A 13,082-nucleotide genomic window follows, 5' to 3' on the forward strand; every position below is an offset into this window, starting at 1 on the left:
TACTTAGAAACAATTCATATATTCATGATTATTAGAAGAGAGAGGAAGTGAATCTCGTAACGCCTATGTTTTTGAAATCATTGCGTTATCACATGAACATTGACCACTTATCCTATTTCCAATTGTGGTTCATGCATACGCGATGAAATTCAATCAATAAAATTTTCAAGAATAATTCAATATCACAGACATTCCTTTAAATGCTATAAAAAAAGAACTGGAAACGGGGTCCCAGCTCCTGTTGATTCAATGTCAAGTGTTTAAAAATTAGTCATGTAAGCTTTCGATATATTCTTGTGCACTTTGAGCGGCAATACTACCGTCACTTGTTGCTGTCACAATTTGACGTAAGCCTTTTTCACGAACGTCTCCTGCTACGAAAATACCTTTAATGGCAGTACTCATATCATCGTTTGCCACAATATAACCTGCTTCGTTTGTGATACCTAAGTTTTCAAATGGTTGTGTAAGAGGCTTCATACCTACATATACAAATAATCCATCTGCTTCTACTGTTTGTTCAGTGCCATCCACCGTTGAAACAAGTGTTAATGAACCGACCTTACCGTCTTTTTCATTGACAGATTTAAGTGTGTGATTCCAAATAAAATCAATTTTATCGTTTTTAAAAGCACGGTCTTGGAGAATTTTTTGTGCTCTTAATTGGTCACGACGGTGTACGATTGTTACTTTGCTAGCGAATTTAGTTAAGAACGTACCTTCTTCTACTGCTGAATCGCCACCACCGATGACATAGATATTTTTGTTTTTAAAGAAAGCACCATCACATACAGCACAGTAGCTGACACCGCGACCTCCGAGCTGTTCTTCTCCGGGTACGCCCACTTTTTTGTATTCCGCACCTGTCGCAATAATCACAGCTGTCGCCTCAAGTGTACTAGAACCAAAATCAATGACTTTGTAATCGCCTTTATCTTCGATGCCTTTAATATCGCCATATTTGTACTCAGCGCCGAATTTTTTAGCATGATCAAACATCTTACTTGAAAGATCAGGTCCTGAAATCATTTCGAAACCTGGAAAGTTTTCTACTTCTTCAGTGTTTGCCATTTGTCCACCTGGCATACCACGTTCAATCATTACTGTATTTAAATTCGCACGTGAAGCATAAACAGCAGCTGTCATGCCTGCTGGTCCTGCACCAATAATCGCAACATCATATCTTACTTGTTCTGACATGATCTGTTCCTCCTTTAATTTCATCATACGCATTTTACAACATTTAATTCATGGACTCAAATTTAAATGCTCAACAGATGCTGAAGTGCTTGTTCAAAAGCATCGGTTGCCACATCAAAATGTTCAATAATTTGTGGTCGCGTCATATCATGGTCTTCTTTTTGATTGAAAAAGAGATAAGCGACCGCAGCCACATACGCTTCCACTTGTTCCTGGTCGACTTGCTCGACTAATAGACTTTCTGCATAACTAATCCAACTTAAAAAGAGAGAGGCATAAGATTGTGTTTCTGGGAGGCGATAAAGTATCTCCATACCTTGATGAATAAAGTGTAGTTTTCTCAGTTGCAGATTTTGAATGAGATAAGAGAGATACAATTTTTCATAATCTCCCATTGATTCTAAAATCGTCCAAACTTCTTTCGTCATCAAAATTTCTTTACCGTTGAGTTGATTTAACAAAAAGAGACCGTACAAACGTTCATGTTGATCATCACTTAGCAACAAAGGCTCCACATGTTGATTAAAATAATGGGCACTTTCCTCAATGACCCATGGTGGAAAACCACGATTCGCTTTCGAAAATTGAGTTAACACTTGCCAAAAGTGATGGCTTTGCTCGATATTTCCTAGGTAATAATAATTGAATGAAAGCGCATGAAACAGTTGAAAGGTCTGAAACTTGCCTTTGCGGTGAAGTGGCACTAACAACTGTTGAGAGGCTGGATACTGCTTTAAATAACTGAGCACAATCCCAAGCTTAAAAGACTCTTCATCATTCATCGGTCGGATTTTGTTTAATATTTTCACATAATTTTGGAAGCGTGTTTGTTGATTCATGTTGTAGAGTAACAAAGTGTAATGACATAACGCATGCACATCGGAAGGGTCCTCTTTCAACAAACGCTCAAACATCTCTTGAGCGATTTTGTTTTCATTTAAATAAAGATAACACATCGCGAGCAAATTACGGATGATTCGATTATCTTGAATTTCTTCGTCCTGTCTCAACAAATACTCACGCGCTTCTACCAAACGGCCTTGACCGAATAAATATTGAAAAATGACTTGTACGACAAACAACTGACTTTCTTCTTCAAGCGGATGTTCGCCGTTGAATGCCACTTCAAATAAGTCTTCCAACTCTTCTCGATAGGCTTCGTCATCAGCTAAAAAAGCATAACTTAAACCGAATAAATACGCTTTGTTTGGCTCATTTAAATCAATATTCAACTGACTTAATTCATAGTAAGAAGCTTCCAATTCATTCCCCTTACTGATTTCTTCATAATAAATTGCTTCAGCACGTCCTGGCGCATTTAACTTGATAAAACATGTCGCAAGTTGCTGTTTCGCCTCAAAACAATCTGGTGACAACGCTAACACTTTTTCTAAATAGCGTTGTGCTTTTACATAATCTTGTTGTTGTATTTTTTGTTTTGCTAGACGTTCATAAAGTGCCACATCATCGCTGAACTGTATAATATTTCGTTTTTGTGTCATCCATTGTCACCTCTCTTTTCTAATGTTTTGAGTGCAGTTGTATCGGATTGCCATACGCCACAGTATAATCGGGAATATCTTTAGAAACGACACTCCCCGCACCAATTTGAACGTGGCTACCGATTTTCACACCTGGTAATACGGTCACATTCGCACCAATCATCGTATGGTCCCCGATTTCAACTTCACCGACTCTTAACGATTCAGTTAAAAATTCATGGGTTAATAAAGTCGTATTATAACCAATGATGACGTTATGACCAATTTTTATTTTTTCTGGATATAATAAATCAGGCACCGCTTTAAAAGCAAATGCAGTTTTTTCACCTATCGTCATTTTTAATAAACGGCAGTACATCCATCGTTTCACACCTACGTGAGGGACATATCTGGCTATTTCAATAATGAGCGTATTTTTAAGAAGTCGCATAAAGCGGATATAACGATACAGATCATGTAATGCATTATGACAGCCCGCAGGATAAACTTTAAGTCGTCGCTTCAACTTAACGTTTTCCTTTCTTGTCGAACGGCCAATTGAGCACGTTCACTTCGCGATAGAGCGGGACATCTTTTTTAAGTCGACGCCATACAATAAAGATAACACCGATGATAATGCATACAATTGAGACCGCTTGTGCAATTCGAATCGTCTCCGTTAACATCAAACTGTCTGTACGTAAGCCTTCTATGTAAAAACGACCGACCGAATACCAAATGATATAGATGAAAAATGTTTCGCCGATTTTCAAATGACGACGGATAGTGATTAAAATAATAAAACCGATAACATCCCAAATCGATTCATATAAAAATGTCGGTTGGTAATAAATGCCGTTGATTTGCATATTTTCAATAATAAATTGTGGTAAGTGTAACGATTCTAAAAATGAACGGCTCACTGGACCGCCGTGCGCTTCGTGGTTCATAAAGTTACCCCAACGTCCAATACCTTGTGCTAAAATAATGCTTGGTGCCACCACATCACCTAATTGAAACGGATGCCAGTTTTTGCGATAACAATAGTAAGTACCCATCGCAAACGCACCGATGAGACCACCGTGTATTGCAATACCGCCATGCCATATCATCGGAATTTCTATCGGATTTTGAATATAATAATCCAGTTGGAAAAGCACGAAATATAAACGCGCACTAATAATCGCAACAAATACACAAACTAATAAAATATTGACAAGATCATCTTCGTGGAAACCGACTGACTGTGCACTTTTTTGTGCAATCCAATACCCAATTAAAATCGCGCTCGCTATGATAATACCGTACCATTTCACTTCTAAGCCGCCCAAGGAAAAAGCGACTGGATCAATGTATCCTATCATTATTCTATGTCTCCTTTATCTTGTTGACTGTTTTTTAAGATTTCAGCATTTAAACGTTCATTAAACTCTTCTGCTGTATTAATTCCCATAATATTCAAGCGGTAATTCATGGCCGCCACTTCAATGATGACAGCTACATTTCGCCCTGGACGAACAGGAATCGTTTTTTTCGTAATTTCGGTATCTAAAATCTTAAGTGTTTCATGATTTAAACCGACACGGTCATACAATTTATCTTGATGCCAAGTTTCCAGATTGATGTTTAAGCGAATGCGTTTTTGCGTTAAAATCGAACCCGCACCAAACAATGTCATCACGTTAATAATGCCCAATCCTCTAATTTCTAGCAAATGTTCAATGATTTTAGGCGCCTTACCAATGAGTTGATCTTTCGTAATCTCTTTGATTTCTACGTTATCATCCGCAACAAGACGATGACCACGTTTCACAAGTTCCAAAGCTGTTTCACTTTTACCTATACCGGAATCACCTGTAATTAATACACCGACACCATACACATCGACGAGGACACCATGTAACGATGTAGAATTAGCAAGTTCATGTTCGAGATACGTCGTCAAACGCCCCATGACACGTGTCGTTGCTTCTTCGACATAAATCAATGGCGTATCTAACTCCTCTGCCGCCTCTAACAACTCATCCGGCGCATCATGCCCTCGTGTAATAATAATGGCTGGCGTTTCAGGACGGCAAAGTTTGCGCATACGTCCTTGACGTTCAGCATCTGGTAATAAATTGTAGAAAGATAGTTCCGTTGTACCCAAAAGTTGAATACGATTGGAAGCGTAGTGAGAAAAATACCCTGCCATTTCCAAACCGGGCCTTGAAATATCTGTATTACGTATTGGACGATTTAACCCCGCTTCACCAGCGACCACATTCAAATTAAATCGCTTAACTAAATCTTGCGTCGTTAACATCTAATCACCTCAGTTTTACTGTTTACTTTAAATCAAACATTATTTTTAATCACTTTTGACTACGCATTACTTGTTTCATTATACATGAATCTCCACAATTGAAACACATTTCAACACGTATGCAAAATCACGAAAAACGTGCTAGCTTTGTTGTGCATTTCCATTATCAAAAGTTCAGTGTATCCGTATGAGCATCGCTATATCTTAACACATATCCCATCTTTTTTGCAGTACCCTTTAGAATTCAAAGTATACCATTAAAAACGCATGAGAGATACGCAACTTTAGTTTGAAAAAATGGATTACTTTGAGGCAGCGAATCTAAAATGTTATTCACGTTTTCAGGTTGAATCAATGCGATGTAGTATTAACCACACAGCTTTCATTGTGAAACCGTAAGAACGTGCAGCACGGTGTGACAATCTATGTATGATGACAACCTAGTCTATGTGAAACATATGTGGCAAAACAAAAGGAAGCATACCATTCACAGTACACTTCCTCACCTATTAATCTTTCTTCATTTTCTCTCTCACTTCATTCAACGTCTCCTCCACTTTTTTCAAAGCCGCTTGACGTTCACTTTCACTCATTTCTTTCACTTTATCACGATTCACATTAATAAGCTTTTGACCATGCTTTAACAAACTCGCTACACTATCCAATGTGTTATTCACAAAACCCTCTACCGTCTCTTCAAAATCACGCGTCGTCTTTTCAGTACGATCACTTTTATTTGTCGTTGTAGCATGTGTTACTTTTTCTTCCGTTGTCATCGCGTCCAATAATGTCGTTGCTTCTTCTACAGAAATTTTGCCATCTTTCAGTAATTCCAATACTTTGACTTTAGCTTCTTCCATGGCTTAGCCCTCCATTCGTTCCTTATCACGCGCTAATACAGTTTTAAGATAACGACCCGTATAAGATTCTGGGATAGCGGCAATTTCTTCAGGTGTCCCTGTCGCAAGAATCGTACCGCCACCGTCACCACCTTCAGGGCCTAAATCAATTAAGTTATCTGCTGTTTTAATGACATCTAAATTATGTTCGATGATTACAACGGTATCACCATTTTCAACAAGTCGATTGAGCACTTTTAACAATCGACTAATATCATCGACATGTAAGCCTGTTGTCGGTTCATCGAGAATATAGATTGAGCGTCCTGTTGCTCGTTTGTGTAATTCTGAGGCAAGTTTAACACGTTGCGCTTCTCCACCTGAAAGTGTCGTTGCAGGCTGCCCAAGCGTAATATAACCTAATCCAACATCGACTAAAGTTTGTAATTTGCGTTTGATTTTAGGAATGTTTTCAAAAAATTGAGTTGCGTCTTCTACAGTCATCTCTAACACGTCAGCAATATTTTTTCCTTTATAAGTGACTTCCAACGTCTCACGATTGTAACGTTTGCCATGACATACTTCACAAGGCACATACACATCAGGCAGAAAATGCATCTCTATTTTTATAATACCATCACCTTTACATGCTTCACAACGGCCACCTTTAACGTTAAAACTAAAACGCCCTTTTTGATAACCACGTACTTTTGCTTCGTTCGTTGAGGCAAAGACGTCTCGAATATCATCAAATACGCCTGTATATGTGGCTGGATTAGAACGCGGCGTTCTTCCAATAGGCGACTGATCGATATCAATAATTTTATCGATTTGATCCATACCTGTAATTTCGTCATGTTCACCAGGTTTGATTTTTGATTTATTAATCGCTTTAGCCAATGATTTGTACAACACTTCATTCACGAGCGAACTTTTTCCTGAACCTGATACACCTGTCACAACATTCATGACAGAGAGCGGAAAATCAACGTCGACATTTTTGAGGTTATTACTGCGCGCACCTTTGACTGAAATTTTACGGTCAGTCACTGGACGACGATGTTCCGGAACGGGAATGAACTTTTTACCACTTAAATATTGACCAGTGAGTGATTTGGCGTTACGCATCACTTGTTTCGGCGTACCGCTCGCAACGACTTCACCGCCGTGCTCACCTGCACCTGGGCCAATATCAACAAGGTAGTCTGCCGCAATCATCGTGTCTTCATCGTGTTCAACCACAATTAATGTGTTTCCAAGATCACGCATTTCTTGTAATGTATGAATCAAACGATCGTTGTCACGTTGATGTAAACCAATAGATGGCTCATCTAGCACGTACAAGACACCTGACAAACGAGAACCGATTTGTGTTGCGAGTCGAATACGTTGCGCTTCCCCACCTGACAATGTGCCAGATGAACGGTTCAGCGTTAAATAATCGAGTCCAACGTTATTTAAAAAAGCTAACCGCGACGTAATCTCTTTTAAAATTAAATGAGCAATTTGTGCGTCTTGTTCAGTTAGCTCAATATTTTCGTAATATGTCAAAGCTTCTTTAATGGATTGTTCCACCACTTCGCCGACATTTTTACCTGCCACGTACACCGACAATGCTTCGCGACTCAATCGTTGGCCATGACACGTCTCACACACTTGTTCACCCATATATTTTTGCATCATTTCACGTACGTATTCTGAAGGTGATTCGTGGTAACGGCGCTCAATATTCGGGACCACCCCTTCAAACGGCATCGTACGTTTACGCTCTTGACCGAATTTCGACTTGAATGTAAACTCAATTTCTTTGTCCCCAGAACCGTATAAAATGATGTTTCTTTGGCGTTCAGTTAATTTTTTAAATGGTTTGTCCATATTGATTTTGTATACTTCACATACACGTTTTAACATCGATGGATAAAAGTCCGAACTTGTCGGCTCCCACGGTAAAATGGCGCCTTCATTCAGCGTTTTATCTTTATCCGGAACGACTAAATCCAAGTCTACAGTTAGCTTTTGTCCTAAACCATCACACGTTGGACACGCGCCAAACGGACTATTAAAACTGAACATTCTCGGCTCTAATTCACCGATTGAAAAACCACAAATTGGACATGCATGCTTTTCTGAAAACTCTAGCTTATCTCCATCAATAATGTCCACGACGAGTCGACCGTCTGCTAATTCAAGTACGGTCTCGATGGAATCTGCTAAACGTGTTTCAATACCCGGTTTCACGACTAAACGGTCCACGACGATTTCAATCGTGTGGTTTTTATTTTTATCAAGTTCCGGTACTTGTGTCACGTCCATAATTTCACCGTCAACACGCACACGTACATAACCTTTTTTACTAATGTCCGTTAATAATTTTTCATGCGTCCCTTTACGATGGTTCACAACAGGTGCTAATAGTTGGATTTTCGTACGTTCTTCCAATTCCATAATACGATCAACCATTTGTTGTACGGTTTGTGATTCGATTTCGATACCATGATTGGGACAAAAAGGCTTTCCGATACGCGCATAAAGGAGACGAATATAATCGTAAATTTCTGTTACAGTCGCCACCGTTGAACGTGGGTTTTTACTCGTTGTCTTTTGATCAATCGATATCGCTGGAGATAAACCTTCAATTGTATCTACGTCTGGTTTATCCATTTGCCCTAAAAACTGACGAGCATATGCGCTTAAAGACTCCACATATCGACGTTGCCCTTCCGCATAAATCGTATCAAATGCGAGCGAGGACTTCCCCGATCCTGACAGTCCTGTCATGACAATTAACTGATTTTTTGGCAATTCGATATCAACATTTTTTAAATTGTGGGCACGGGCCCCTTTCACTACGATTGATGGTTCTTCCATGCGTTTCACCCTTTTGATTTTAATTCAAATAATAAATCTCTTAATTCGGTTGCTCTTTCGAAATCTAATGCTTTTGCTGCTTCTTTCATTTCTTTTTCAACATTTTCAATCGTTTTTTCACGTTCTTTTTTCGTCATTTTCTTCGGTACTTCTTTACGTTGATCTTCATTTGTTTCATCCGTTTCGACCGTTGCACTAATGACATCATGAATCTCTTTATTAATTGTTTTCGGTACAATGCCATGTTTTTCATTGTATGCGATTTGAATTTCACGACGTCGTTCCGTTTCATCAATCGCGACTTTCATGGAATCCGTTATTCGATCTGCATACATGATGACATGCCCTTTATCATTACGCGCTGCACGGCCCATCGTTTGGATTAACGAACGCTCAGAACGTAAGAAACCTTCTTTATCCGCATCCAAAATCACCACTAATGAGACTTCTGGAATATCAAGTCCCTCTCTAAGCAGGTTAATACCGATGAGCACATCAAATGTTCCCATACGTAAATCTCTAATGATTTCAATCCGTTCTAATGTTTTAATTTCAGAGTGCAAATAATTGACCTTTACACCGGCTTCTTTTAAATAAGTCGTTAAATCCTCACTCATTTTTTTCGTTAACGTTGTGATCAGTACACGTTCGCCTTGTTCTGTTCGTTCTTGAATTTCACTGAGCAAGTCATCGATCTGATTTTTCGTAGGACGGACTTCGATTTTTGGATCTAACAAGCCAGTTGGTCGAATAATTTGTTCAATCATTTCATCTGTATGTTCGATTTCATATGGACCTGGTGTCGCCGATACATAAACGAGTTGTTTCGCTTTTTGTTCGAACTCTTCAAACTTCAATGGTCTATTGTCTAATGCACTTGGAAGACGGAAACCATGCTCAACTAACACTTGTTTTCGTGCTTGGTCTCCATTGTACATTCCACGAATTTGAGGTAACGTCACATGCGACTCATCAATCATAATAAGCCAATCATCACCAAAATAATCTAACAAAGTGTACGGTGTAGAACCGAGTGGTCGCAATGTAAGATGAACCGAATAGTTCTCAATCCCTGATGTAAAGCCCATTTCGCGCATCATCTCTAAATCATAATTTGTTCGTTGTTCTAAACGTTGCGCCTCGAGTAATTTATTTTCACTTCTTAAATATGCTAGTTGTTCTTCTAATTCTTTTTCAATACGCTCAATTGCAATCTTCATTTTTTCTTCACGGGTTACGAAGTGAGAAGCTGGGAAAAGTGCAAAATGTTCACGTTCTTTTAATACTTCGCCTGTTAAATAGTTAATTTCACTAATACGGTCTACTTCATCACCAAAAAATTCCACACGAATACATAACTCTTCACGTGAAGCTGGGAAAATCTCAACGACATCGCCGCGTACTCTAAATGTTCCGCGTCTAAAGTCAATGTCGTTTCGTGTATATTGTACGTCAACAAGCTTTCGCAATAACTCACTTCTATCCATTTCCATCCCTACACGAATGCTTACAACTAAGTCACGGTATTCATCTGGATTACCTAAACCGTAAATACAACTTACACTGGCGATAATAATGACATCATCTCGTTCAAACAGCGCACTCGTTGCTGAATGTCGGAGTTGGTCTATTTCATCGTTAATTGACGCATCTTTTTCAATAAACGTATCGGTAGACGGAACATACGCTTCTGGTTGGTAATAGTCGTAGTAACTAACAAAATATTCCACTCTATTTTCAGGGAAGAAGGTTTTGAACTCACTGTACAATTGCCCCGCTAACGTTTTGTTGTGGGCAATAATCAGCGTCGGTTTGCCCACTTCTTTAATGACATTGCTCATCGTAAATGTTTTACCCGTACCTGTTGCACCGAGTAATGTTTGGTGACGTTTACCTTCTTCTATTCCTTTTACCAGTGCTTTGATAGCTTGGGGTTGATCCCCTTGTGGTTCGAAATTTGAAGCAATTTTAAAGTCGTGATGCTCCATTCACTGTCCGCCTCCTATCTACTTAATACTCATATTTTAACAGAACACAATGATAAAATACAAACATTTGTTCGTAATCCAACACAAAGAGGAGTGCTTCTGATTACCTTCAAACTGTGTCAGATTCACTCCTGATGTCGCTATAATTGTGAAGGCGTATGCACAACGATTACATGCCGCCCTCTTTATCATGTTCGATATGATGAATTTTTAGTTCTTCTACAATAATATACCCTGCTAACAATGATACAACGTCAAGGAAAATAATCCATTCATTATGAAAAAAACCTTTATAAACTGATGCACCGATTACAACTAATGTAATGAGCGTCCCCATCCATTTACTTCTCGTTATCGTGCTGAAAATAACCACAAGGACACAAGGAAAAAAAGCGGCCAGTAGATACCAAATCAACCCTATCACATCTTTCTTTTATTTAGGATTTGCATCGTCATTTCTTTTAATTCAGTGCGTGGTATAAATCTTTCAGTTAACATTTCTGGAATAATATTTTCAATAAAATCCTGTACGGAAGCCAGATGATCAAATTGCATAATCGTTTCAAGACTCATCTCATATATTTCAAAAAATAGAGGTTCAGGATTACGTTTTTGAATTTCACCAAATGTTTCATACAATAAATCAATCTTATCTGCGACTGATAGAATTTGTCCTTCTAACGAGTCATCTTTGCCTTCTTGCAAGCGACGACGGTAAATATCTTGATACTGTTCCGGAATTTCTTCTTTAATGAATGTATCAACCATTTCCTCTTCTACTTGTGAAAACAGTTTTTTCAATTCACCACTCGCATACTTCACAGGCGTTTTAATATCTCCTGTAAACACTTCGGCAAAGTCGTGGTTGAGCGCTTTTTCGTATAAACTTTTCCAATCCACTGTCTTACCGTGATGCTCTTCAACTGTACCTAAATACTGAGCAATTTTTGTAACTTTAAAAGAGTGTGCGGCTACATTATGCTCGAAGTATTTAAATTTCCCAGGTAATCGAATGAGCTTTTCTAAGTCTGATAACCTTTTAAAATATTGATGAATTCCCATAATCAACCTCCTCCTGTCATATTTACATTTGATGTCCATTTGTTGATTATATTAACATATTTATATTATTTATATCACTTGTTTCTCCAACTTTTGAAAAAATACTTGCACGTGCTCGTACCAAACATCAAACGTCTTCATCACCCATATAATTCAGGGGCTTGAACAATTGAATGCCCTAGCCCCTAGTTGGATATACACTTCATCTTATTGCATTTGATGTCTTAAATACGCTTCGATAAACGGACCAATCTCACCGTCCATGACTGCGTTGACGTTACCCGTCTCCTCATTTGTGCGATGATCTTTCACCATAGAATAAGGATGGAAAACGTAAGAACGAATTTGACTGCCCCACCCAATATCTTTTTGTTCACCACGAATGGCAGCAAGTTCTTGCTCTTTTTGTTCTAACTCGAGTTGATAAAGTTTTGCTTTCAACATTTTCATAGCTGCTTCTCGGTTTTTAATTTGCGAACGTTCATTTTGGTTATTCACTACGATACCTGTCGGATGGTGCGTAATACGGATGGCTGATTCAGTTTTGTTAATATGCTGCCCCCCTGCACCTGAAGCACGGAAAGTATCCACAGTAATATCGTCTGAATTGATTTCAACTTCGATTTTTTCATTGTTAAATTCAGGAATGACATCGCATGACGCAAATGACGTATGGCGACGACCCGAAGAATCAAAAGGCGAAATACGGACGAGACGGTGCACGCCTTTTTCTGCTTTTAAATAGCCATAAGCATTGTGTCCTTTGACGAGCATTGTAACACTCTTCACACCTGCTTCATCGCCCGCTTGATAATCGACAATTTCCACTTTGAAACCTTGCTGTTCACAATAACGTTGATACATCCGTAACAACATATTTGTCCAGTCTTGAGATTCTGTGCCACCTGCACCAGGATGTAACTCGAGAATAGCATTGTTTGCATCATGCTCGCCATCTAGCAAGAGTTGCAATTCGAATTGGTCTACTTTCGTTTGAAATCCAATGACTTCTTGTTCTAAATCATCTTTCATTTCGTCATCGTATTCTTCTTGTAGCAATTCATACGTCGCAACCATCTCTTCAAGCGTTTCAGCAACTTCATAGTAATTGTTTACAACAGACTTTATCGCATTGTTTTGATCGATAATCGTTTGCGCACGCTCTTGATTATCCCAAAATTGTGGGTCCGCCATCATCTCTTCATATTCTTGGATGTTCGTCTCTTTGTTTTCTAAGTCAAAGAGACCCCCTAAGTTGTTCTAATTTTGCACTATAACTATCCAGATTGCGTTTAAGTTCGGACAATTCCATCATGTATCGCTCCTTTTAAATATTCAA

10 protein-coding genes and 1 pseudogene are annotated in these 13,082 nt (G+C 38.8%); all 11 read right to left on the reverse strand.

What is annotated here, in order from left to right; all coding sequences use genetic code 11:
- Positions 1 to 267: 267 nt before the first annotated feature.
- The 11 genes and pseudogenes from trxB to prfB all read right to left on the reverse strand — a co-directional run bounded on the left by trxB (position 268) and on the right by prfB (position 13,055).
- Positions 268 to 1,200 (reverse strand): thioredoxin-disulfide reductase, encoded by a 933-nt coding sequence (gene trxB / locus BJK46_RS02245; protein ID WP_014614494.1) that lies wholly within the window; start codon positions 1,198 to 1,200, stop codon positions 268 to 270.
- A gap of 62 nt (positions 1,201 to 1,262) precedes the next feature.
- On the reverse strand, positions 1,263 to 2,702 hold the full coding sequence (locus BJK46_RS02250) for a tetratricopeptide repeat protein (RefSeq protein ID WP_014614495.1): 1,440 nt from the start codon (positions 2,700 to 2,702) through the stop codon (positions 1,263 to 1,265).
- Positions 2,703 to 2,736: 34 nt separating this feature from the next.
- A pseudogene (locus BJK46_RS02255) lies at positions 2,737 to 3,132 on the reverse strand (acyltransferase); the annotation flags it as partial.
- 76 nt (positions 3,133 to 3,208) lie between these two features.
- On the reverse strand, positions 3,209 to 4,045 hold the full coding sequence (gene lgt / locus BJK46_RS02260; protein WP_014614497.1) for a prolipoprotein diacylglyceryl transferase: 837 nt from the start codon (positions 4,043 to 4,045) through the stop codon (positions 3,209 to 3,211).
- Positions 4,045 to 4,986, reverse strand: coding sequence for an HPr(Ser) kinase/phosphatase (gene hprK / locus BJK46_RS02265; protein WP_014614498.1), 942 nt, complete (start codon positions 4,984 to 4,986; stop codon positions 4,045 to 4,047). Before hprK ends, lgt begins: the two co-directional genes overlap by 1 nt.
- 509 nt (positions 4,987 to 5,495) lie before the next feature.
- The gene (locus tag BJK46_RS02270; protein WP_014614499.1) at positions 5,496 to 5,846 is read right to left on the reverse strand and encodes an SHOCT-like domain-containing protein; all 351 of its coding nucleotides are present in this window, start codon (positions 5,844 to 5,846) and stop codon (positions 5,496 to 5,498) included.
- Between the two features lie 3 nt (positions 5,847 to 5,849).
- Positions 5,850 to 8,693 (reverse strand): excinuclease ABC subunit UvrA, encoded by a 2,844-nt coding sequence (uvrA, locus tag BJK46_RS02275; RefSeq protein ID WP_014614500.1) that lies wholly within the window; start codon positions 8,691 to 8,693, stop codon positions 5,850 to 5,852.
- A gap of 5 nt (positions 8,694 to 8,698) precedes the next feature.
- On the reverse strand, positions 8,699 to 10,681 hold the full coding sequence (gene uvrB / locus BJK46_RS02280; protein ID WP_014614501.1) for an excinuclease ABC subunit UvrB: 1,983 nt from the start codon (positions 10,679 to 10,681) through the stop codon (positions 8,699 to 8,701).
- A gap of 169 nt (positions 10,682 to 10,850) precedes the next feature.
- Positions 10,851 to 11,096 (reverse strand): CsbA family protein, encoded by a 246-nt coding sequence (locus BJK46_RS02285; RefSeq protein WP_103263563.1) that lies wholly within the window; start codon positions 11,094 to 11,096, stop codon positions 10,851 to 10,853.
- 5 nt (positions 11,097 to 11,101) lie between these two features.
- Positions 11,102 to 11,743, reverse strand: coding sequence for a YfbR-like 5'-deoxynucleotidase (locus BJK46_RS02290; RefSeq protein WP_014614503.1), 642 nt, complete (start codon positions 11,741 to 11,743; stop codon positions 11,102 to 11,104).
- Positions 11,744 to 11,950: 207 nt separating this feature from the next.
- A protein-coding gene (gene prfB, locus BJK46_RS02295) for a peptide chain release factor 2 (RefSeq protein ID WP_099987361.1) occupies positions 11,951 to 13,055 on the reverse strand; the annotation gives its coding sequence in 2 pieces (ribosomal slippage) (positions 11,951 to 12,982 and positions 12,984 to 13,055; 1,104 coding nt in all).
- Positions 13,056 to 13,082 lie beyond the last annotated feature (27 nt).

Origin of the sequence: Staphylococcus pseudintermedius (assembly GCF_001792775.2) — a bacterium.
Lineage (GTDB): Bacteria > Bacillota > Bacilli > Staphylococcales > Staphylococcaceae > Staphylococcus > Staphylococcus pseudintermedius.